This is a genomic window from Cellulosilyticum ruminicola JCM 14822, from assembly GCF_001311925.1.
In the GTDB taxonomy this organism is placed as follows: Bacteria; Bacillota; Clostridia; order Lachnospirales; family Cellulosilyticaceae; genus Cellulosilyticum; species Cellulosilyticum ruminicola.
Genome location: NZ_BBCG01000013.1, coordinates 33,951 through 54,546, shown reverse-complemented (window position 1 = coordinate 54,546; position 20,596 = coordinate 33,951). Strand labels below are relative to the sequence as shown.

Annotated in this window: 26 protein-coding genes and 2 pseudogenes; all 28 read right to left on the bottom strand. The window is 43.3% G+C overall.

Annotated features, from left to right (window positions below; translation table 11 throughout):
- Positions 1–65 precede the first annotated feature (65 nt).
- Entirely contained in the window at positions 66–3,062 is a 2,997-nt protein-coding gene (locus JCM14822_RS06620; RefSeq protein ID WP_054740776.1) for a phage tail tape measure protein, read from the bottom strand.
- Between the two features lie 63 nt (positions 3,063–3,125).
- Complete coding sequence (locus JCM14822_RS20930; protein WP_172674782.1) at positions 3,126–3,293, bottom strand: hypothetical protein; 168 nt, start codon at positions 3,291–3,293, stop codon at positions 3,126–3,128.
- Entirely contained in the window at positions 3,290–3,667 is a 378-nt protein-coding gene (locus tag JCM14822_RS06615; RefSeq protein ID WP_054740775.1) for a hypothetical protein, read from the bottom strand. The genes JCM14822_RS20930 and JCM14822_RS06615 overlap by 4 nt, the downstream gene beginning before the upstream one ends.
- 3 nt (positions 3,668–3,670) lie before the next feature.
- The gene (locus tag JCM14822_RS06610; protein WP_054740773.1) at positions 3,671–4,255 is read right to left on the bottom strand and encodes a major tail protein; all 585 of its coding nucleotides are present in this window, start codon (positions 4,253–4,255) and stop codon (positions 3,671–3,673) included.
- 13 nt (positions 4,256–4,268) lie between these two features.
- Positions 4,269–4,586, bottom strand: a complete 318-nt coding sequence (locus tag JCM14822_RS06605; protein WP_054740771.1) for a hypothetical protein — start codon at positions 4,584–4,586, stop codon at positions 4,269–4,271.
- Entirely contained in the window at positions 4,586–4,966 is a 381-nt protein-coding gene (locus tag JCM14822_RS06600; RefSeq protein WP_054740769.1) for an HK97 gp10 family phage protein, read from the bottom strand. Before JCM14822_RS06600 ends, JCM14822_RS06605 begins: the two co-directional genes overlap by 1 nt.
- A gap of 1 nt (position 4,967) precedes the next feature.
- Positions 4,968–5,300 carry a phage head closure protein gene (locus tag JCM14822_RS06595; RefSeq protein WP_054740767.1) on the bottom strand — a complete coding sequence of 111 codons (333 nt, stop codon included), beginning with the start codon at positions 5,298–5,300 and terminating at the stop codon, positions 4,968–4,970.
- Entirely contained in the window at positions 5,300–5,581 is a 282-nt protein-coding gene (locus JCM14822_RS06590; RefSeq protein WP_054740765.1) for a head-tail connector protein, read from the bottom strand. Before JCM14822_RS06590 ends, JCM14822_RS06595 begins: the two co-directional genes overlap by 1 nt.
- 67 nt (positions 5,582–5,648) lie before the next feature.
- Positions 5,649–6,878, bottom strand: a complete 1,230-nt coding sequence (locus JCM14822_RS06585; RefSeq protein ID WP_054740763.1) for a phage major capsid protein — start codon at positions 6,876–6,878, stop codon at positions 5,649–5,651.
- 15 nt (positions 6,879–6,893) lie between these two features.
- Positions 6,894–7,694, bottom strand: coding sequence for a head maturation protease, ClpP-related (locus JCM14822_RS06580; RefSeq protein ID WP_054740761.1), 801 nt, complete (start codon positions 7,692–7,694; stop codon positions 6,894–6,896).
- Positions 7,621–8,948: pseudogene (locus JCM14822_RS06575) on the bottom strand (phage portal protein). The gene JCM14822_RS06580 and the pseudogene JCM14822_RS06575 overlap by 74 nt, the downstream one beginning before the upstream one ends.
- A 77-nt stretch (positions 8,949–9,025) precedes the next feature.
- The gene (locus JCM14822_RS06570; protein ID WP_054740759.1) at positions 9,026–9,568 is read right to left on the bottom strand and encodes a hypothetical protein; all 543 of its coding nucleotides are present in this window, start codon (positions 9,566–9,568) and stop codon (positions 9,026–9,028) included.
- Between the two features lie 95 nt (positions 9,569–9,663).
- A complete protein-coding gene (locus JCM14822_RS06565; protein WP_330377377.1) occupies positions 9,664–11,229 on the bottom strand; it encodes a terminase TerL endonuclease subunit in 1,566 nt (521 codons plus the stop codon).
- A gap of 106 nt (positions 11,230–11,335) precedes the next feature.
- Complete coding sequence (locus JCM14822_RS20925) at positions 11,336–11,503, bottom strand: hypothetical protein (protein ID WP_172674781.1); 168 nt, start codon at positions 11,501–11,503, stop codon at positions 11,336–11,338.
- Positions 11,504–11,512: 9 nt separating this feature from the next.
- Positions 11,513–11,707 carry a hypothetical protein gene (locus tag JCM14822_RS06560; protein ID WP_054740757.1) on the bottom strand — a complete coding sequence of 65 codons (195 nt, stop codon included), beginning with the start codon at positions 11,705–11,707 and terminating at the stop codon, positions 11,513–11,515.
- 159 nt (positions 11,708–11,866) lie between these two features.
- Positions 11,867–12,091 (bottom strand): hypothetical protein, encoded by a 225-nt coding sequence (locus JCM14822_RS06555; RefSeq protein WP_054740755.1) that lies wholly within the window; start codon positions 12,089–12,091, stop codon positions 11,867–11,869.
- Positions 12,092–12,193: 102 nt separating this feature from the next.
- The gene (locus JCM14822_RS19185) at positions 12,194–12,367 is read right to left on the bottom strand and encodes a DUF5049 domain-containing protein (protein WP_083461305.1); all 174 of its coding nucleotides are present in this window, start codon (positions 12,365–12,367) and stop codon (positions 12,194–12,196) included.
- 14 nt (positions 12,368–12,381) lie between these two features.
- On the bottom strand, positions 12,382–12,585 hold the full coding sequence (locus JCM14822_RS06550) for a hypothetical protein (protein ID WP_054740753.1): 204 nt from the start codon (positions 12,583–12,585) through the stop codon (positions 12,382–12,384).
- 197 nt (positions 12,586–12,782) lie between these two features.
- Positions 12,783–13,043, bottom strand: a complete 261-nt coding sequence (locus JCM14822_RS25370) for a gamma-glutamylcyclotransferase family protein (protein WP_330377372.1) — start codon at positions 13,041–13,043, stop codon at positions 12,783–12,785.
- 83 nt (positions 13,044–13,126) lie between these two features.
- The gene (locus JCM14822_RS06540; RefSeq protein WP_054740751.1) at positions 13,127–14,071 is read right to left on the bottom strand and encodes an amidoligase family protein; all 945 of its coding nucleotides are present in this window, start codon (positions 14,069–14,071) and stop codon (positions 13,127–13,129) included.
- A 127-nt stretch (positions 14,072–14,198) separates the two neighbouring features.
- Positions 14,199–14,597: a DUF4314 domain-containing protein gene (locus JCM14822_RS23065; RefSeq protein WP_054740749.1), complete on the bottom strand. Its 399-nt coding sequence runs from the start codon at positions 14,595–14,597 to the stop codon at positions 14,199–14,201.
- Positions 14,597–15,298, bottom strand: a complete 702-nt coding sequence (locus tag JCM14822_RS06530; RefSeq protein WP_054740747.1) for a hypothetical protein — start codon at positions 15,296–15,298, stop codon at positions 14,597–14,599. Before JCM14822_RS06530 ends, JCM14822_RS23065 begins: the two co-directional genes overlap by 1 nt.
- Before the next feature lie 96 nt (positions 15,299–15,394).
- Positions 15,395–17,248: pseudogene (locus JCM14822_RS25365) on the bottom strand (DNA cytosine methyltransferase).
- A complete protein-coding gene (locus JCM14822_RS06520) occupies positions 17,232–18,509 on the bottom strand; it encodes a site-specific DNA-methyltransferase (protein ID WP_054740746.1) in 1,278 nt (425 codons plus the stop codon). Before JCM14822_RS06520 ends, JCM14822_RS25365 begins: the two are co-directional and overlap by 17 nt.
- Before the next feature lie 20 nt (positions 18,510–18,529).
- Positions 18,530–19,075, bottom strand: a complete 546-nt coding sequence (locus JCM14822_RS06515; protein WP_054740744.1) for a P27 family phage terminase small subunit — start codon at positions 19,073–19,075, stop codon at positions 18,530–18,532.
- A 117-nt stretch (positions 19,076–19,192) separates the two neighbouring features.
- A complete protein-coding gene (locus JCM14822_RS06510; RefSeq protein ID WP_157047663.1) occupies positions 19,193–19,882 on the bottom strand; it encodes an HNH endonuclease in 690 nt (229 codons plus the stop codon).
- Positions 19,840–20,073, bottom strand: a complete 234-nt coding sequence (locus tag JCM14822_RS20920; RefSeq protein WP_172674780.1) for a hypothetical protein — start codon at positions 20,071–20,073, stop codon at positions 19,840–19,842. Before JCM14822_RS20920 ends, JCM14822_RS06510 begins: the two co-directional genes overlap by 43 nt.
- Positions 20,009–20,386 (bottom strand): HNH endonuclease signature motif containing protein, encoded by a 378-nt coding sequence (locus JCM14822_RS06505; RefSeq protein ID WP_054740740.1) that lies wholly within the window; start codon positions 20,384–20,386, stop codon positions 20,009–20,011. Before JCM14822_RS06505 ends, JCM14822_RS20920 begins: the two co-directional genes overlap by 65 nt.
- Positions 20,387–20,596 lie beyond the last annotated feature (210 nt).

The window sequence follows — 20,596 nt, the reverse complement described above, 5'->3', positions numbered from 1 at the left end:
TGTGGCAATTCCCATACTCTTGGAAGTAATACCATCAAAAGTAAATCCCACTGTCTCATCCTCCTTTATAAATATCCGTTAGCACGTCTGCCCTGCTGTAGCTGTCTGTATAGCTGTTGCGATATCTTTTTAATGTCATCATCATTTCGTACTGTCATTTCCTTAATTTCAATCAAAGGACCTGCAACAGAACCTGTATCAGATGAACTTGAAGTGCTACTTGTTTCGATAGCAAAATCAGATGGATTTACACTAGCCACAGGACTAATAACCATATCCTGCGATACCCCTTCCACAGCCTTTGCCACTACCTTCTTACTTTTTTCTATTCCCTTTGCAAGTCCGTCCATGAAATCAGGCATCCAAGACTCATAGTCTGTAAGAGGTCCTTCATCTGGCACTGAGAAGTGAAGGAATGACTTAATCTTATCTGCCACTCCCTTGACTGCATCTCCTACCGCACTCATGCAGGATTTGATACCATTTACAATTCCCATAATCATATCCTTACCCCACTGCAAAGCCTGTGAAGGAAGGCTGGTAATATAACTGACTGCCGTCTGGAATCCACTCTTAATTGCCGATGCTATATTTCCAACTGTGGTTTTAATAGCAGAAAGGATATTATTAAACACCGTGCTGACTGTGGTCTTAATGCCATTTACAATCGTGGTAATCGTGGTTTTTATGACATTCCAAAGATTACTAATTGTATTTCTGATGGTATTCATAACCGTTGATACCGTTGTACTGATTGCATTCCATACAGTGGTTATAATGGTCTTTATAGCATTGATTACTGTAGTAACCGCTGTTTGAATAGCCGTCCACACTGTAGAAAATGTTGTCTTTATGGTATTTAATATCGTGGAAAAGAATGTCGATATCGCGTTCCAAATCGTAGTGATTACGGTTTGTATCGCAGTAAATACCGTTGTAATAACCAGCTTGTACGCATTGATATAGGTTGTAATTGCTGTCTTTATCACTTCAAGTACAGTAGTGAAAATATTCTTGATACCTTCCCAAACCGTAGTAAAGAAACCCGTGATTGCTGTCCATACCGTGGTGATTCCTGTCTTTATTGCTTCCCATGCGTTTGATATCGCTGTCTTTATTGCTTCAAGCGCCCCATCAATGAAGTTCCTGAATCCTTCGCAGTTGTCATACAAAAGCTTGAATGCCCCGGCAAACGGATTCACTAACAAAAGAAGTAACCCTTGCCAGTTGTTCTTTACAAAATCAATGATTGCCATAAAGAACCCTTTGATAGCTTCAACTGCTGTAGAAATAACTGACTTGATTCCTTCCCATAAGTTAATCCAGAACTGTCTGAATCCATCACACTTGTTCCAAAGCACAACGAATATTGCTATTAGAGCAACAATAGCTGCAATAATCAGAACATATGGATTCGCGGCACATACAGCATTAAAGGCTGCCATAGCACCTTGCACAGCTTTTAAGGCTCCACCAAGTTTCGGAATAACCGTCATAATTGTTCCAACCGAAGATATGATCTTTCCAACAACAATCAGCACGGGACCAATAGCCGCAACCACAAGTGCAATCGTAACGATTACTTTCTTTGTTCCTTCATCAAGTGAATTGAGCCAATCAACAACATTCTGAACCACTCCAACGATACTTTTTATTGCAGGCATCAGTAACTGACCAAAAGAAATAGCCAGTCCTTCAAGGGCTGACTTTAAGAGTGTTAACTGACCTTGCAAATTGTCGAGTTGGGTATCTGCCATCTGCTGTGCTGCTCCGGCACTGTTTGTAATAGATCCTTGCAGACTATCCCAAGTCTCTCCTGTATTTGCTAATAAAGCATTTACAGAAGAAAGGTCTGTCTTATTAAAAATTGTGCTGATAATGTTTGCTTTTTCTTCCGAGGTCATTCCATCCATTGATGTATTAAGGTCACCCAAAATATCATTCATGGATCTCATATTACCTTCAGAATCATATACAGATACACCAAGTGCCTCCATCTGGGCTGCGGCCTTGTCGGTAGGGTTCTGCAATGACAGGATAATATTTCGAAGATGTGTACCACCTTCTGCACCCTTGATACCGTTGTTAGCCAAAATACCAAGAGCCGTATTTAGTTCTGCCGTTCCACCCTTTATCGATTTGGCTGTTGCGCCAATAGTAAGAATACCTTCTCCTAACTGTGCAACGGATGTATTGGTAGATGAAGCTGTCTTTGCCATCTGGTCAACCATTGTATCGGCTTCAGATGTTTCCATACCAAGGGCAGACATCGCATCTGTTACCATATCCGATGCAGATGCAAGGTCAATTCCACCTGCTGCCGCAAGGTTAAGTACAGTAGGAAGAGTATCTGCCATTTCCTGTGTGCTATATCCTGCAAGCGCAAGGTAATTTAATGCCTCAGCACACTCACTTGCTGAAAAGGCGGTTGATGCACCCATCTCCTTTGCAAGATCATTTAAGGCATCCATTGTATTTACGCTCTGTCCGTTAAGGGTTGACATGGAGTCTTTGGTAATACCCATAGTGGCCTGTACCTGTGACATGGAACTCTCAAAATTCGCAGCCGTTGTAATAGATGCTGTTCCAAGTGCTGTAACGGTAGCCGTAACAGGTAGCATCTTCTTTCCTGCCTCTTGCATACCATCACCGACTGTTTTCATCTTCTCTCCGGCATTTCCAATCTTCTGTAATGCCGTAGCTGACTGATTGGCGGCTGTCTCTAGCTTCTTTAGGTCAGCCTCTGTTTCTATGATTTCTCTTTGAAGTGCATCATACTGTTCCTGCGAAATATCTCCATTTTCAAGTGCTGTGTTAGCCTGCTCTGCTGCCGTTTTCAAAGTCTCAAGTTTCTGCTTGGTTTCATTAACGGCTTGTGCCAGGAGTTTTTCCTTCTGTGCAAGAAGTTCTGTATTACCTGGATCCATTTTTAAGAGTTTCTCTACATCCTTAAGCTGACTCTGTGTAGATTTAATTTCTCCATTTAAGCCTTTAAGGGCAGTCTGCAGCTTGGTAGTATCTCCACCAATCTCAACGGTAATACCCTGTATTCTACTTGCCATCGGTCTTCCTCCTCTCCTAAATAATCACAATAAAAGCACCGACATTTCTGCCGATGCTCTTCCTTAAAATCTGTCAAAATCTTGCTGTGTGGCTAATTCCTTATAGCCTTTATAATCATCATTTCCATTCTCCGCATACATATCATTCACAAGCCCAATCGTAAGAAGGTCAAGGTCACGAATGCTTATTCCAAGCTGTACGCATCTTAAAAGGAATAATGGGGTTGTCATTTCCCTGTCAGTTGGGCGAAGTTTTTTTTAGACTCCACATCCGTCTGAACATTAAGGCCCCATAACTCAATAATGCTTGGCAACACCTGGTAAATAGAAAAGGTGTTAAAATCATCCAACCACTCTTCTGGTGTGTCTGGGATTGACGGGTCTGCGTGCTTGGCCATTACATACGCAATGTTCTCAAACATCTCAAGGGAGAATAAATCAAGGTTGGAGTTTGTCTCGTCCCCATCTCCCACTGCCTTCTCCAATGAACGAAGGTCTTTATAAATATCTCTGTTGAATTTGATTCTATAAATTCTAGGGATAGCTGCAGATGCCTTAAATGGCACCTGCTTTCCATCTATCTCCACTTTCTTCATAATGCTCATGGATTATTCCTCGCTTCCTTTAGTAGTGGATGTAAGATACACCTCGTTGTACCAGTTCTGATAAACCTCATCTGTGGTATCATCTCCTGTCTTTGCCTTAACAAATCCGTTTTCAAGTGGTGTAGCTGTAAGGGTAAGTGTCTCAGTCTGAACTTCGATTTCATCCTCATTGGTCTGTGACTCAATGGAAGGACGGCTTGCCGCACACTTATAAAGGACATGACGGATTTTTCTTACATCTCCATCAAACTCAAACAAAAGTGCAAAGTTCGCTGTCTCTGCATTTGCATCCTCAATGAGGACCTTATTGTCATCGAGTTTCTCCTTAAGCACATCCACACGGAATGATTCAGGAACCATTGCAATTTCAAGGTCACCTTCATAACCCATGTTGTTGGAAATCGTGTAATACGCATATCCATCCGCATAGAAGTTACTAGGCTCTCCATTTGCATCAAGTCCAATCGATACAGCACCCGGAATAGCAACAGGCGTGCCGTATGATACATTGCCCTGCTCATCGATAGTAAGCAATGCGTAATGTACATTTTTAAGGTTGTACTTTACCTTGTTCTTCTTATTAGCCATCGTTAATTCCTCCTTATACTGGCATTTCAAACTCAAAGGCTACTTCATAGAGTTTTTCTTCCTCAATCCATACCTCGTTTTTTGCATAAAAAATACCGTGGCTATCAAGCACGGCTGTTACCTTTTCCTCTATAGCCGGATTCTTAAAATCCGTATATAGCTCAATTCTCACACCACTTACCTTGTAATATACAACTCCATCTGCAGCGAAATTATCATCTTCCGGCAACAGATAACAGATAAATGGTGGATCAGGACTTTCTCCCTCTGCGAAATGATCATACGCATAGGAAAGCCCAATCTCTTCCATAATTCTTATTACCTCTTCCATCATGAACCTCCAAGTGCTCTTTTAATGTCTGCCTCAAGGTCTTTTGCTGCTTTTTCCTCTGCAGGTGCGATGTGTGGGATTGCCTTTGTCCTTCCACCGCCTCTTTTAGCATGACCCTTTTCAAGCAGGTGTGCCAGCTGATACTTCTTTGGAGAATGTACTGTAAGTTCCAAAGATTCAGAAGTTTCTTTCGTGGTCTTTACAGTCCAGCTCTTCGAATAGGCACCTGTTTTCTTTGGAGCATTTGCTTGGATGTCCTTTTTTACCGACCTTCCAGCTTTTCTTACAGCGGTCTTCATATCGGCAGTTGCAAGGTTCTTATACTCGGTAAGTCCCTTCATGATTTCTTCCGCAAGATTATCAACTGTTACATTTGCCATGCTATCTCCTCACTTTCTGGCATCTGAATTTCAGACACTTATTTTTGAAATTCATGTGGTCAATAAAAGTTATGTTGTACAGTTCTCCGTTAAATAGCACCCGAAGTTTTGTCGGGTCAGCATCCTTTAGTGCCTTGCAATAGCGAACTGTAAATGCAATGTCCGCATCATAAAAAGTATTTGCTGCGATGTTTTTCTCCGAACCACTCTCGCCACTTACCGTGGCATAGCAGGAATAATAATCAATCCACTCATTTTTATGATTTCCTATGGCATCCTTTGTGACCTCATTCTTCTGAAAAGTAATCCTTACATTAAGCAATGCTACTTCCATTAAAATCCCACCTTTCTGATGCCGGAAAGAAGTGAGCGAAGCGTCATCTCCAGTTTGTGGTGGTCAGCATCTTCCCTATGCTCGTACTGATATGCAACCGCATACATGACCGCTACCTTTGCTGTATCCTTGCGTCTAAATACAGACCTGCACTTTATCCTTGCAATATCCATGCACAAACGCTCGGAAGAAATAATAAGATTTTCAATAAGAGCATCATCATCATCAAAATCAATACGAAGATACTGTTTCATCTCTTCTACAGATATGATAAGTTCCATAGAAAATCATTCCTCCTTCCAAAATGGAAATGGTCCTATCCTAAGATAAGACCACCTCCGTCAGATACTATTTTGTTGTAGAAGCTGTGGCAGTACCCGCCTTCTGCTGGAGAACCTTGATAGCTTCAGGAAGGATTAACTTACCATCCACTCTCTTGGATGCAAGGAAACCAACCTGGCCAAGATCTGCATATCTCTCATTAAGACGCTTGAAAGATACACCCTGTCTGTCACCAATCCAGTAGTAAGAGAAGTCACCGAACATGACTGTCTTTGCTCCGGCTGCGATTTCAGGTGCATAAGGAGATGTGATGACTCTCTTACCAAGAATAGTATCGTACTCCTTCTCTCTTAATGCAGGCTGCCATAAATACTGACCGTTTGAATCCTTAAGCTTTCTGATTGCAGCAACTGTCGAATCATTCATGAGCCATACAGCATTCTTACGGTAAGGTGACTTAAGGCTGTAGTAAAGGTCGATAAGTTCATCTGCTGTGATAGCTGTTGCACTACCTGCAGTAACACCGATATCTGCACCACCTGTAGCGTTAAGAATACCAGTAGGCTTCTTGCTACCATCACCGATAAGGAATGCTTCCTCTTCCTTGTTACCGATACGTCTTGCAAACTCTGACTGGAAATATGCCTCAAGGTCAAATGCAGAGTCATTTAAGAGTTCCTCAGATACCTTGATGATTGTACCGACCTTGTGAGCATCAATCTGCTCTGCACCAAATACATCATCACTCTCTCCGTAAGCTGCACCTTCATCAATCCAGTTCGCTACACCCTTTGTTGTAACGATAGGAATCTTGTGAAGACCGTTTGAAGTAGTAAATACGTGTGCAAGGTTACGCACAACACCATCCTCTTCAAGTGCCTGAATAAGAGTCTTTTCAAACTCGTCTGGTACAAGGTATCCACCTTCTGAATCAGTTCCTTCAGAAAGCATATTACGAACCTCGTATGAAACACCATCCTTTGCACGAACCTGATCCCAGAATGCCTTCTTGTATGCGTCAGAAGCACGACCTGTCTTTTCGTCCTTCTTCTTGTTGTCAGGCTTTTCTGTAATAGGTGTTGCTGTAGGAGCTGCCATCTCACGCTCCATTGCATCCATTCTCTCCTGACGCTCGATTTCATGACCGAGGTCTACAATCTCCTGCTCCATTCTCTCATAGGTCTGTGTGTCTTCTGCTGAAAGAATGCCCTTCTCGTTTCTGTGGGAGTCAAGAAATGCCTTTGTCTGCTCCCATGCCTTTGCACGCTGTGTGCGTAATTCATTAATCTTACTCATTGTTCAAATTCCTCCTTAAGGTTTAATTAGACTGAGTCTCTTTTCGAGTTCCTCAATTGATGTGCCAGTCTCTTCTTCATTAACTGGCATAGTTACATTGGCAGGTTTTTCTGCCGGGATTACTGCTGCCTGTGCAGGTGTTTTCTTCACTGCCTCATCCTTTGGCTTAAAGTGAGTCATCAGCTTGTTCATAAGCCTTGTCTCTGTTTCTTTGCCCGAGAATGCATATGCAGGAATGTCATCCGCACTCTTTTTCTCATCCACCAAAATGTCATCTGCAAAACCAAGTTCGATTGCTTTATTTGCATTCATCCAAGTTTCCGAATCCATAAGGTGTGACAGCTTTGCACGAGACATACTTGTTTTAATCTCGTAGGCATTGATAATGCTTTCCTTGACCTCATCAAGCATCTCGATTGCTTTCTCCATGTCCTCGTGATTTCCGTAGGCCATAGTCATTGGGTTATGAATCATCATTAAGGCTGTAGGTGCCATAAGCACTGTTGTGCCTGCCATTGCAATAACGGAGGCTGCACTGGCAGCGATTCCATCAATCTTGACCGTCACATCACCCTGATAATCCATAAGCATGGTGTAAATCTGGCTTGCCGCAATGCAGTCTCCGCCAGGGGAATTGAGCCAAACTGTTACAGGACCACTTCCGGCAAAAAGCTCATCGTGGAACATCTTAGGAGTCACATCATCGTCAAACCATGATGTTTCTGCGATTGTTCCATATAGCTCAAGAACTCTTTCCTGACCTTCGTCCGTTCCTGCTTGGTTTTTCCAATTCCAGAACTTCTTCTGTTTCTTCATCAGAATCTGTCTCCTCCTTTTCTTTATTTGCATAAGCCGCCCCCGCATCATTTAGGGGCATCATATTGCCATTAACTAAATACAGATCACCGCCGAGTTCTGAAGGAATCCTGTCCAGGTCTTCCAACTCTCTGATATCATTTGCACTCATCCATCCGTTCTGCCTTGCTGTGGCATAACCGTTCATACGGCTTGCATAATCCCCTCGAAGGAGACCTTCCACATTCAGCTTAAAGAAGTAATCTTTCTTCTCCTCTTCTGATAGAAGTGTCTTAAAAAGTGCCTGCTCCCAACGGATGACCCAAGGGTCAAGAGTGTATTTCACGAACTCAAGTGACTGCTGCTCAATATTAGAAAAGCTCGACTTCTCAAGGTCACCGACCATATGTGGCGGTACTCTGAAAATTCGAGCTATCTCATTAATCTGAAATTTTCTTGTTTCCAAAAACTGTGCTTCATTTGGAGATATGGAAATCGGAGTATATTTAAGTCCTTCTTCCAATACAGCAACCTTGTGGCTATTGGAACTACCACCGAAGGCTGCATTCCAACTATCTCTTACTTTCGCAGGGTCTTTTAATGTCCCCGGATGTTCAAGCACACCAGAAGGTGCTGCTCCATTGGCATAAAACTTTGAACCATACTCCTCTGCGGCAATTGCAAGTCCTATCGCATTCTTGGCCATTGCTATCGGAGAATATCCAACCAAACCATCAAAGCCAAGACCAGGAACATGAAGCACATCGGAAGGGTCAAGCACAACCGTACTTCCTTCCATCGTTGGCGCATCATCACTGCTTTTTGTGTATCTGTAATAAAGGTGTCCCTTCTCATCACGATCCACACTCATTCGATCTGGCATGAGCGGATACAGTGCTATGACTTCTCCTTTGCCATTCCTTATAATCTGTGCATAGGCATTGCCCCACAGTAATAGGTGCGTCATAAGCGTTTCCCTAAAAATGAATGATGTCATTTCAGGATTTGGTTCATCATGCAAGAGTCTGAACAATGGGTGGTCGTAGGCTTTTTCCTTGCCACCGTCTGCGTTGTATCTGTATACATTAAGCGGCAGACTTGCGATAGCCTCTGATAAGATACGGACACAGGAATAAACTGCCGTCATCTGCATGGCACTTCGTTCATTCACTCTTTTGCCTGATGTTGAAGTTCCCATGAAAAACTGTAGGCACTTCCTGATGTTCTGTTTGTAGGGGCATCTCGACCCTTAAAAATTCCACTAAATAATCCCATTTCAATCGTCTCCTAATTCTTGCATGAAAATACCCGGCATCTCTGCCGGGCACTCATGACTTATGTTACTGCTTCGATTAAGCCTTTCTAAGTAAGATGCTTCCTACATTTACCCAACGACCGCTTGGAGCAAGGTCGATGAATCCGCATCCCTGGAACTTATAAGTCTTACCAGCTGCAGTTGTTACGCTCTCAACGGCACAGTAGCTCATATGAGAAGCACCTCTAGTGCAACTAGAAGTAAGCACTACAGTAGAACCTGCAGGAAGGTCACAACACTTAGAGCCGTCAGCATAATATGCAGTAGTTGCATACTGAACTTTTCTCTTTCTCGTGCTAACCTTCACCCAAGAAGTACCGTTTGATGCATAATCCGCAAAATTAACAAGATTGTTATAATACTTCTTGTAAACACCCATAACCATCTTGTGATTTGGATCAAGTACTACAGCAGGAATATCATTTCCTTCCCAACCTGTTCCTGGTACGGTGCCTTCCACGAAGCACTCATTCTTTGTGATAGTAGCAATCTTGGTGTTTGTTGCAGTTCCTGCCCCATTGAAGCTGTACACAGGAATTGACTCACCTGATAAATTAATCTGCCATCCACTAACTGCCATTTCTATTTCCTCCTTAAATTAAATGATATTTATAACTAACTTGAATTGCTCCATACGATGTAGCGCTCCATCCATGTCTCATTTCAAGATTGTTATCAAAAAACAAGCAACCCTCTTGTGTCATAGACGCTTTCAGAAGTGTCATTTCCACAACGGATTGCTCTGTCGAGTGCCATGATACAGGCTATGGCACCGTCAATCTTCTCTGTACTTTTTGCTTTATCAGCCTTAATATTTCCGGCTGGGTCAGTACGAATAAAAATGTTATCCATATTCCAACGAAGAACCGGGTGTCCTCCGTGGGCAATCTTCTGTTCAAGGGTCAGCTTCATAAGTTCCTTTGTAGGTGGTGACATGGATGCAAATCCCTGTCCCATTGCCACTACATTGAAACCCATATTCTCAAGGTTCTGCACCATCTGAACTGCTCCCCATCTATCGAATGCAATCTCACGGATGTTGTATTTCTCTCCAAGCTGTTCTATGAATTTTTCAATGAATCCATAATGAACAACATTTCCTTCCGTGGTTTGGATATAGCCTTGTCTCTCCCAAAGGTCATAATTCACATGATCCCTTCGGACTCGCAAATCAAGTGTTTCTTCCGGCAACCAAAAATAAGGAAGAACATAGTATTTGTCATTCTCGCTCTGTGGTGGAAACACAAGACAAAAGGATGTAAGGTCGGTTGTACTTGAAAGGTCAAGTCCTCCGTAACATACACGCCCTTCCAGTTCTTCTGGGTCAACCGGGAATGCACAGGCATCCCACTTATCCATTGGCATCCAACGGACAGCCTGTTTTACCCACTGATTAAGCCTAAGTTGACGGAAGCTGTTCTCCTCTGCAGGATTCTGCTTTGCAGATTCACACGCAGCTACTACCTTTTCCATCTGAATGGTTTCTCCAAGAGATGGATTTGCTTTCTTCCATACAGTAGGATCTGTCCAGTCATCATCATCTGCCGCACCATATATAACTGGATAAAATGTCGGGTCAGTTTTGCGACCCTCGATAATATCAAGTGCCTTCTGATGCAATTCATAGCAGATGGAATTGGTATCATTTCCCGCTGTAGTGATAAGGAAATACAGTGGCTGTTCACGGGCATCACCAGAACCCTTGGTAAGTACGTCATATAATTTTCTGTTTGGCTGTGCGTGTACCTCATCAAGCACCAGTCCGCTAACATTAAGACCGTGCTTGGTTCCAACTTCAGCTGACAGCACTTGATAAAATCCATTGTTGTAAAGATTATCAATTCTCTTTGTTGCACCCTTTATCTTGCTTCTCTTTTCAAGGGCAGGTGTCATTTCACACATGACCCTTCCAACATCGAAAACAATGGATGCCTGCTGTCTGTCTGCAGCCGCACCATACACTTCCGGGGATGCCTCACCATCTCCAAACAGAAGGTACAAAGCAATTGCAGCCGCAAGTTCTGACTTACCATTCTTCTTTGGAATTTCAACATATGCTGTTGTGAACTGTCTCTTCCCATTCGGCTTTAATATCCCGAATAAGTTTCTTATGATTTCTTCCTGCCAGGGCATCAATATGAAAGGCTTACCCGCCCACTTGCCTTTGGTATGGCAAAGGCACTGTATGAAGTTCACAACATAATCCGCTTGCTCTTCATCGTAATATGACCCTTCGGCCATAAACTTGGTGGGAACAAACTTCTTTTTTCTCTTTGCCACACTCATCTCTCCTTCCACGAAAAAAGGACTCCGAAGAGTCCCATTCCATAATCTATGTTTTTTTTTTCTATTTTCTGATTGCTACAAATCCGAACTGATCAAATAATGCATGAGGGTCAATCTGGTAGATTTCCCACCCTTCAACCTCTCCGATGTAGCTTTCCCCGCCAAGAAGGCTTTCAACCTTCAAGGCATGGCATCTTGTTTTGTTGTAGGAAAAAATAATCTCATTCATGGCAGCCTCCTAGCACATTCCGTCAAGCGCGTTGTATTCTTCAAGTTTTCTGCTGTACTCCTGTGCAATGCACTGTCTTCTGAATGCGTTCTTTTCGCATCTGCCCTTCTTGTAAAGGTCCTCAAGCTCTGCCTTTCTTCTCTTCAAAACCTCTATCTCGTTTCCCTCTTCAATCTCGATTATGTCCTTCTCAAATCTTGTCATGGCTGTTGCCCTCCTTTGTTTTGTTGTACTATATATCACTCTAAATGCACATAATAGCAACGATTACCTGGGGCATATATTACACAAATATGTGTAAGTAAAATCCGGGAACAATTGTGTATATTTAGTATCTTGTACTTTTGTGTGCGTCAAGGTTCTTCAAAAACGCATCAACCTCTGCAAGGTCTGTAAGGAAATCCTCGTATGCACCAAGGCCGCTTTCTTTGATGATTCTGTAAGCACCCTGTCTTGTCTTAAGAACTCCCAGCTTGTTTTCTTTGGCAATCTTGCAAGCTTCTTGGTAAGTTTTCCAAGGCTTTCGATTTCCTTGTCTGCTCCCTTTTCAAATCCGCTCTTGCATCCTGTTTTATCAATGTATCTCATGTCCGTTTCCTCCGCTTTCTATGTTTCCCTTTTGGTATGTACATATATCACTCTAAACGCACATAATAGCAAGTTAATAATCGAGAAAAGTGTAACTTTTTTCTACTCCCCGGATGTTATGAAATGCACATATTCATCGGTGTTCGTATCGATAAAAGCTGCAAGTTCAGGACACTCCAGTTCCACTGCAATTGCCTTTACCATTCCAAGGTCAAACATATTGCAAAGTGCTGTATCTCTGACCTTAATAATCTGATCCTTAATATGTTCTGGCATCGTATCACTCCTTCCTACTGTCCAGTATGCTGATGGATGGTATCAAGGATTTTCTCCTGCTCCTCCACATCAATTCCTATACTCTCAAGCGCCTCTCTTGTTCCACAGTCCGGGCAGATGGCTGTTACCCCATCTGCTCTGGAAAGTGCTGAAGGCTCGGAATAAATTCTTCCACAGTGTGGACATTTCTTTGGCTGTATTCTTTCATTAATCTTCATGGCATTCCCTCCTGCTTTTTCTGATTGCCTCAAACAAAATGTTCTCATCAAATTCAAATGCCCTGTACCCTTCAAGGCAAGTCTCGACATAATGGTAACTTGGTATGCCAAGTTCTCTGTCCTCGTGCATGATGTACACATAGACCTTTCTCTGCCTTACCTTCCCGGTTCTGATTCCGACAATCGGCAGTTCCATTTCAGCTTTGTAATAAAAGCTTGGGAACTTCGTACCTGTCAAGAGCCGCCTCGTCAGCCTCTGTGGTTTCCCACACGGCCACAGGAACGCTCTCCCCTTCCTTTGGTTCGATTGTTAAATAAGATCCCGTCTTGCTCCCCTTAAAAAGGAGTTCATAATCCGGCACAACTGATGTTCCGATGATTCTTGCTCCCGGACATCGCATTTTCATTTGTCTGATGTTTAGGTTGCTGCCATAGGCAATGTAATATCTTTTCTGCATAATGCATCCATCCTTTCCGAAGGAAACACCCTTCTACCACCTTAAGACCGCCGAAGCGGTCATCCTTTTAAAGTGGCAGGAGGCTATGCCCTTGCTGTTCTGAATGCTGTGTCTCCATCAAGTCTCTTTGTAAGAATCTCTCTTGCTGTTTTGAACTCGTCCCCGATGAACCCAAGTCTAAGGAGCCAAGTTCTCATTGCGTATTTTGGATTCTCGTTCTGCTGTGGCTTTGAGCTTGCACTTCTTACTTCCTTTGCCATCTGGCTAAGTGCTAGGCAAAGCTGAATGTAGGCTTTAAGCTGTCCGGCATGGAGTCCGTTTAATTTTCCGTCTGCAGGTGCATCGAATTGGAAAAGTCTGAACTCGATTGTTCCCTTTGTGAAGGTTGCGTGGTAGTTAAGCATGTGGTATCGGCTGTCGTTGTAATGTTGGCTTCTTCCGTAGTTGCAACCCTGTGAGCCGTACCAAATGTCTGCAAGCTGGCTCATTGTCTTTGGCTTTTTCTTGTTGACCTGCTTTAAGAACTCTGGGTCAACCGTTCTGCAATATCTGCTCATTCTTCTGTGGTCAAGGTCGAGTGCCTTTGCAATTAGGTCTTCGTGGCTTGCCATGATGTTTGCAAGGTTTCTCATGGTCTGTGGTGTGTGTCCCTTGGCTCCGATGTGAATGTGTACCCCGCATCCTCTTGTGGCATCCGATTTTGCTCCGGCGTGTCTTAACTGTCTTATAAGTTCCTGCAAGGTTTCCATGTCTGCGTAGGTAAGGATTGGTGTTACCAATTCGCATTTCTCACTGTCGCATCCGGCAATGCTCACATCCTTTTGGAATTTCCATTCCCTTCCCTGCTCGTCCCAAGCGCTCCAAGTGTAGTAGCCGTTTCTTTCTGCTGTGTTCTGATATCTTCCTGTTCCGAAAAACTTCGCTGCAAGCCTTGCTGCCTTTTCTCTTGTGATGCTGTTCATTTCGACCTCAACTCCGATGGTCTGCTTTTTCATTTCCTCGATCTGGTTTGTAATTTTCTCGTTCATTGTATGTACCTCCAAAAGTGTAATTCGTTTTTTGTTGTGTACATATATCACTCTAAAGCACACTAATTGGAATACCATTACTGGACAAAGATACACACTTTATATTGTGTATCTTTCCAGATGGTTATTACTCTTCAGAATCGGTGCAGACTGCCTTTCCCATCGCAAGTTCCGATACGATTTTTGCGTACCTGCTTTGCTCACTTCCTTCAGAAGATGCCATTGCCTTAAGATAAAATTCCATCGCATCATCACGGCTGTCCCAAGTTTCCTCATCGTTGTAACAAATGACCTTGACGGTATCGAGTTTCTTGCAGGAGTCTTCTCCGTAAACAACCCCAAGGCAGCATCCGTTGTCCCAATGAACATGAATCGTTCCTGTGTCATCCACACTTGTGACCGTTCCCTTAAGTCCGGCTGTCATTTCTGTTCTGTATGGGTCTTCCATATGGATAAGTTCCACCCTTGACCCTTCTGTGTACTGCTCCTTAACTCGCTCCACTATTTTTCTGTCCGGGAAATACATTACTGCTCGCCTCCCTTCTCTTTGTTCTTGAATGCTGATGAGCCTTCAAGTTTGGAAAGAAGGATTTTTCTGTCTGCCTTGAACTCATCCCCGATAAATCCAAGTCTTAAAAGGAAACACCTGAATGCGTATTTCTCATTCTCGTTTTCCTTTGCCTTGGAAGAAATTCTCTTCTGGTTCTTACTCATCTCGCAAATGGCTGATATGAACTTGGTGTAGGCAAGTGCCTCTTCCGGCTTTGCTTCTTCAAACCAAGGGAAAGAAATGTTCTCCTCGTCAATGGAAAATCCAAGGTCTGCAATTCCAAGTGCCTTCTTTATCAAATCTCCTTTGGCATCCAGTAGGTTTGCAAGATTTCCAACCGCTACCTTTTCAAGTGGAATGGTAACCGTAAGTCCAATTGGCTCGTCTGCCCCCTTATTCGCCCCAGTTTCGGCTTCTTTTGCCCCCATTTGGTTATTCTCCCATTCTGCAGGTGAAACCCCTGTGGCCAAAACACAAGCATCAATTACCTTTGCGCTTTCGTCAATCCCGGCATCCCCAAGGAATGATAAGGTTCCGTCCTTTTCCACTCTGTATGCTCCGATTTCATAAGCTGCACTTGGCATTCCCATGTACTTTGCTTTGCAGCCAAGTTCCTTCTCAATTGCTTTGACCATTGCCTTTCGGCTGTCTCCTGTTACATTAAAATGTAGTACCATGCTATGTACCTCCTTGTTTTTTGGTATGTACATATATCACTCTAAACCCCAGTAATAGCAACAATTATGTGCAATTACTGGGATAAAATAGTGACCTTAATTTTGGCTCTCAAGTTGTGCATAATACATAATGCCTGAAAGCACAAAATAAACATTCGGAAGTGCCACACCATTGCCCCACATCTTATATTCTGCTGAATCAGCCTGTGGGTCTTTAAGCCATTTGATGATCTGTGAATCTGTCTTTGGCTTGGTTGCTTTTCCGATTGCATTAGCATGGACTTCAAAAACCTCTCTCCACTTTGCGATATCCTCTTTGGTAGGCTCTTCTATTCCTAGTTCATCACACCACCAATCCGGGAATCCCTGCAGTCTTGCACATTCAGTCGGTGTAAGCCTGCGCACGATATAATCCGTTTCGGTTTCATCATTTACAATCGGTGGATCTTTATAATCAGTAGCCACAAGTGTATTTGCACACTCCTCATTTGCCTCTGTAAAGAAGGATGCCTTTGAGGATGAGAACTTTGGATGCGCCACACCACTTGCTCCCGCTGCCACAATGGTCGGTTCGACTTCCTCTTCTATCTGAAAGCTGAACTTTGCATTGTATCCCTGGTTCATAGCAGGTCTTCCAATTCCAAATGCAGGCTCTCCCACAAAGTTCTCTTCCGGGTTCTTCATCATCTGACTGGATGGACTTGGGCCCGTCATTGGCAGAAAGCGTGGCATGAACATCTGCAAATGCAACTGCGTGCTGCTCGGTTGCATTTAATGTGTACATGACATCCGATTCCTTATATCCGTCCCCCTTATGGGAAGGTCTGCTGCCATTGCCTTCAATAGCAACAACGGCCACACCACCTTGATTGCAAGTTGGATTTCCACCATTGGCATCAAGGGTTCGTGATGTGTCTGCCTCATAAAATCCACTGTTCGGATTATCCGACTTCATGGAATTACTGTTCTTTGCACAGATACCAAATGCCCTCGGTTGGAATAAGGTCTGGTCATTATTTGTACCAAGTGTTGCTGACAGGTCATCCTGAATTAAGGCACCCTTGCCACCACCTTCACATCCGCATCTGATTTTTAGTGTCTTTGGAGTCTGAACCACAAAAGGCTGATTATTGCCACCTGTTCCAAAAGTAGAAAGAATGGTCTGCGATACCTCAAGGGGTCCTGTGTATCTGCTGTCCTGTGAGTGGTTCTCAAACATCAAACCGCCATTGCTTGTTTCTCCAAGGCTTTCTTTAGTACGACAGGTAGTTCTTTGCCACGACTTGAAGCTCTGCGCAGAATACCCTGACAAGCCTTCGGACTCAAATAATATTTTTCCGGCACTCCCTCCATCAAAATCTGCGACAAGGTAGATACGTTGTCTTCTCTGGGGAACGCCCCAATACTGAGCATCGAGGAGTCTCCATGCGATACTGAAGCCGTCTCCATGATGCGTCCTGCGTTTTCCCATTTTGAAGGTTTAGATACAGACACTTGCTCGTCTTTGATTTTGCAGATTTCAGTAAGGACTGCCTTGAAGTCCTCACCCTTGTTTGAGGAGAATGCTCCTGGGACATTTTCCCAGACAATGTATCTTGGATATTTTCCATCTGTTGCCTCCCTCATTTCCTTAATGATTCTGATTGCTTCATAAAAAAGACTTGAACGTGAACCATCCAAGCCATCTCTTTTCCCCGCCACGCTCATATCCTGACAGGGACTTCCAAAAGTGATAATATCCACAGGCTCAACTTCTGAACCCTTAAGTTTGGATATATCACCGTAGTGTTTCATATTAGGAAATCGAACCGTTGTGACCCTTACAGGAAATGGCTCAATCTCCGATGCCCATATAGGTGTGATACCAGCTAGTGTTCCACCCAATGGAAAACCCCCGGAACCATCAAAGAGGCTACCGAGGGTTAATGTCTTTTTATTCTGTTGTTCCATCTCCAAAGTCAACCTCCTTTACAAGATCTGCATACATAAGCTTCTCTCCATTTCGGATGACATACACATTGGCTGCATCATCCGTATCCTCAACATATCTACGAAGAATGACTGATGCATACTTTTCATCAAGTTCCATCGTATGGCAGATTCTGTTTGTCTGCTCACAAGTCATAAGCGTTGAACCACTACCACCAAAGGTATCAATTACAATCGCATTCTCCTGACTTGAATTGCCGATAGGATATGCAAGCAAATCAAGTGGCTTACTTGTCGGATGGTTCTTGTTCTTCTTTGGCTTATCAAAATTCCAAATGGTGGTCTGACTTCTTCCGGCATTCTTGCTCCAGTAGTGTTTTCCATTCTGAAGGAAACCATAAAGGACTGGTTCGTGCTGCCACTGATAATCACTGCGACCAAGCACCAATGAATTCTTTACCCAGATACAGCATCCTGCCAAATGAAATCCTGCATCAACAAATGCCTTTCTGAAATTCAGTCCTTCTGTATCTGCATGGAATACATAAGCTGCACCACCCTTTTCAAGATGTGCGGCCATATTCTTGAATGCCGATAAAAGGAACTCATAGAACTTTTCGTTTTCCATCTTATCGTTTTTGATTGATAATCCGTCAGAACTTTCAAAAGCTACATTATAAGGCGGGTCTGTAATAATGAGGTTGGCTTTCTTTCCATCCATAAGGGTTGCTACATCCTCTTCCGAAGTTGCATCACCGCACATAAGTCTGTGTCTGCCAACCACCCATACATCTCCCTTTTCTACAAAGGCTGCCTTCTCAAGCGCATCTGACAAATCAAAGTCATCATCCTGGGTGTCGGAAGTATCTGCACCTGCAAACAAATCCGAAATCTCATCTTCATTAAAACCTGTGAGCGAAACATCAAAGTCCATTCCTTCCAATGCTTCAATCTCAAGTCTCAAAAGTTCCTCATCCCATCCAGCATCCTGGGCATATCTGTTATCAGCAAGGATATATGCTTTCTTCTGTGCCTCGGTAAGATAATCAACAAGTACACAAGGCACTTCTGTGATTCCTTCTTCCTTTGCCGCCATCAGTCTTCCGTGTCCGGCTATTACATTTTTATCCTGATCAATGATGACAGGATTTACAAAACCGAACTCACGAAGAGACGAGCGCAGCTTATTGACCTGCTCCTGGGAATGAGTTCTTGCATTATTTACATATGGTATAAGCTCACTCACTTTTACCATCTGCATTTGTGTAGTTGTTTTACTCACTGCGTTACTCCTTCCATAAATTATTGTTTGTTCCTTGTCCTTAAGAGAATCTCCATCGGATCAGCATCAGCCAAATTGAAATCTGTCGAGCAGTTTTCCTTTACCACTTGGAAAATCTGATACCATATGGCATTGGTCTGTTTCATATACTGATTGGACATTGCTACATAAGGAGAGGCACAAGCAGCTCCTGTTGTAGGATGCTTTGCAAGGAAACCATAATCTGTGATTGCCTTTTCACACTGCTGCCATCTCGCTAAACACATAGCGAACTGTTCGAGCAGGTGATTGCTCACAAGTTTCTCGCATCCTCTTTCCTTAAGCCAGAGCCATGTTTCCTTAAACACTTCATCTGCAATAAGGACATCACCGTTTTTCTGAACGGCTGATAGGTAGTCTTTTGGATTTGGAACATCTGCTCCATCAAGATTTGCTCCCGTTGGCATTTCCATAACCTTCAGTTTTCTTCCGCCGGGATTTCCTGCTACTACCTTTTCAGTAAGAGCCTTGGATTTGCGTCCACTTCCCGGTCTCTGACCACCTCTTGCTGTACCATCTTTGGCCATTTTTTCTCACCTCGATTCTTCGGGTCCTTAATACCCCGTTTGATTTCGCAATTTTTCCACACGAAGGGGCGGCACCGTTGCCTGAATTACTACCGTAGAGATTTAGACCGGGCCAGGTCATCCTGTCCCAGCCATCAAGGATTTATAATTATCAAATATGTTTTTCCAATAATTATTCTCCTTGGCTTTCTCTTCCCAATTAATAACGTAAGGCTCTGCCGACTGACACTTGAGGGAATTGCACACTCTATGTGCAAGCTGACAGTTATCCATTGAATGGTATCCACCCAAGGACAATGGTTCGATGTGATCTATGGTTCCACCCCAGTAATCATCAACGAACTTATCTTCATGAACAGGGAGACCGCAGATTTGACAGACACCACCGTCACGCTTAAAGACAGCTTCATAGGAAACTGTACCAACAGACTTTGTAGCAATCTGCTTTTCTCTTCGTTTCTTCTGTTCCTTCTGACCTTCCTTGTGTCTTGTAGTCTGATGCTCTTTCCTTCGCTCGTATTTATCTGCACAAGATTGGCAACAAAAAACAGAGCGGGGATTTCCACACTCTGTCTTAAACTCTGTATTACATTCTTTGCAGATAAAAACTTTAGGAATAAACTCCTCCGCCCATCTCTGCCTTTGAAGTCTTTTATTTCCTTCATAGCCACACTCTTTAGAACAATACTTTTGATGTGCAACATTCGCTTCAAATGGCTTGTTGCACCATTCACATATCTTTGTAATCTTCTTTCTAGGCGGTTTTATTTTCTTTGGGTGTTCCTTTGAATAGCTGCTCGCTGACATTCCGTAGAACAGAACCTTTTTCTGAAAGCATCTGGTTTCCAGAACGGCTCTCCACAATAATCACACTTGTAATATTTTCTTTGTGGATGTTCCTCATCTATGAAATCAGCAACTCTTGAATTATCCTTATTCATAAGAATCACTTCTCCTTCCGTGCCATCTGTCTCCACGCTCGGCATGTATCTTTGCATGACATGACTTGCACAAGGAAATCAGATTGCTCCTGTCATGTGTGCCACCTTCTGCAAGAGGAATCTTGTGATGTACTTCTTCTACTTCAACAAGGACTCCCTTCTCGTAACAAACCTCACAGAAAGGATGAGTCTTAACATAACTGTCACGGATGCGTTTCCACGCACGACCATATCGTCTCCTAGTGTTAGGGTCTCGCTGGTACTTCTCGTAACGTCTGTTCTCTTCCTTCTGATGTTCCTCGCAGAACCTACTCTCGGTCAGCTTGGGACATCCGGGATGGTGGCATGGGTGTTTCGCTTTTCTTGGCATTCTTCCTGCACCTCCACTGTCTTAATTTGTAACGAAGGATGTAAAAGCACTGTTCCAAATAACCAACTTTTCTATATCCCACTATTTCCACCTCCGTCTTTGCGGCATAATAAAAGCCCTCACAGTGGGGTTGCCACCATGAAGGCTTATGCCGATTTCTCATTTTCGCTTTTCGCTGATTATACAATATCACAAAGGACACCATTGCAT

Excerpts from the sequence above, each read along its gene's own strand:
- JCM14822_RS19185 (WP_083461305.1), bottom strand. The coding sequence starts at position 12,367 with ATGCCAGAACATATTAAGGATCAGATTATTAAGGTCAGAGATACAGCA.
- JCM14822_RS06550 (WP_054740753.1), bottom strand. The coding sequence starts at position 12,585 with ATGAAGATTAATGAAAGAATACAGCCAAAGAAATGTCCACACTGTGGA.
- JCM14822_RS06555 (WP_054740755.1), bottom strand. The coding sequence starts at position 12,091 with ATGAGATACATTGATAAAACAGGATGCAAGAGCGGATTTGAAAAGGGA.
- JCM14822_RS06505 (WP_054740740.1), bottom strand. The coding sequence starts at position 20,386 with ATGCCAAGAAAAGCGAAACACCCATGCCACCATCCCGGATGTCCCAAG.
- JCM14822_RS06570 (WP_054740759.1), bottom strand. The coding sequence starts at position 9,568 with ATGGCAGTTAGTGGATGGCAGATTAATTTATCAGGTGAGTCAATTCCT.
- JCM14822_RS06595 (WP_054740767.1), bottom strand. The coding sequence starts at position 5,300 with ATGGAAGTAGCATTGCTTAATGTAAGGATTACTTTTCAGAAGAATGAG.
- JCM14822_RS20925 (WP_172674781.1), bottom strand. The coding sequence starts at position 11,503 with ATGAATGAGATTATTTTTTCCTACAACAAAACAAGATGCCATGCCTTG.
- JCM14822_RS23065 (WP_054740749.1), bottom strand. The coding sequence starts at position 14,597 with ATGTATTTCCCGGACAGAAAAATAGTGGAGCGAGTTAAGGAGCAGTAC.
- JCM14822_RS06605 (WP_054740771.1), bottom strand. The coding sequence starts at position 4,586 with ATGGAAGAGGTAATAAGAATTATGGAAGAGATTGGGCTTTCCTATGCG.
- JCM14822_RS06580 (WP_054740761.1), bottom strand. The coding sequence starts at position 7,694 with ATGAAGAAACAGAAGAAGTTCTGGAATTGGAAAAACCAAGCAGGAACG.
- JCM14822_RS06585 (WP_054740763.1), bottom strand. The coding sequence starts at position 6,878 with ATGAGTAAGATTAATGAATTACGCACACAGCGTGCAAAGGCATGGGAG.
- JCM14822_RS06510 (WP_157047663.1), bottom strand. The coding sequence starts at position 19,882 with ATGTCAGCGAGCAGCTATTCAAAGGAACACCCAAAGAAAATAAAACCG.
- JCM14822_RS06515 (WP_054740744.1), bottom strand. The coding sequence starts at position 19,075 with ATGGCCAAAGATGGTACAGCAAGAGGTGGTCAGAGACCGGGAAGTGGA.
- JCM14822_RS06600 (WP_054740769.1), bottom strand. The coding sequence starts at position 4,966 with ATGGCAAATGTAACAGTTGATAATCTTGCGGAAGAAATCATGAAGGGA.
- JCM14822_RS06530 (WP_054740747.1), bottom strand. The coding sequence starts at position 15,298 with ATGGTACTACATTTTAATGTAACAGGAGACAGCCGAAAGGCAATGGTC.
- JCM14822_RS20920 (WP_172674780.1), bottom strand. The coding sequence starts at position 20,073 with ATGCAAAGATACATGCCGAGCGTGGAGACAGATGGCACGGAAGGAGAA.
- JCM14822_RS06615 (WP_054740775.1), bottom strand. The coding sequence starts at position 3,667 with ATGAGCATTATGAAGAAAGTGGAGATAGATGGAAAGCAGGTGCCATTT.
- JCM14822_RS06610 (WP_054740773.1), bottom strand. The coding sequence starts at position 4,255 with ATGGCTAATAAGAAGAACAAGGTAAAGTACAACCTTAAAAATGTACAT.
- JCM14822_RS06620 (WP_054740776.1), bottom strand. The coding sequence starts at position 3,062 with ATGGCAAGTAGAATACAGGGTATTACCGTTGAGATTGGTGGAGATACT.
- JCM14822_RS06560 (WP_054740757.1), bottom strand. The coding sequence starts at position 11,707 with ATGACAAGATTTGAGAAGGACATAATCGAGATTGAAGAGGGAAACGAG.
- JCM14822_RS20930 (WP_172674782.1), bottom strand. The coding sequence starts at position 3,293 with ATGACAACCCCATTATTCCTTTTAAGATGCGTACAGCTTGGAATAAGC.
- JCM14822_RS25370 (WP_330377372.1), bottom strand. The coding sequence starts at position 13,043 with ATGCAGAAAAGATATTACATTGCCTATGGCAGCAACCTAAACATCAGA.
- JCM14822_RS06565 (WP_330377377.1), bottom strand. The coding sequence starts at position 11,229 with ATGGCCGAAGGGTCATATTACGATGAAGAGCAAGCGGATTATGTTGTG.
- JCM14822_RS06540 (WP_054740751.1), bottom strand. The coding sequence starts at position 14,071 with ATGAACGAGAAAATTACAAACCAGATCGAGGAAATGAAAAAGCAGACC.
- JCM14822_RS06590 (WP_054740765.1), bottom strand. The coding sequence starts at position 5,581 with ATGGAACTTATCATATCTGTAGAAGAGATGAAACAGTATCTTCGTATT.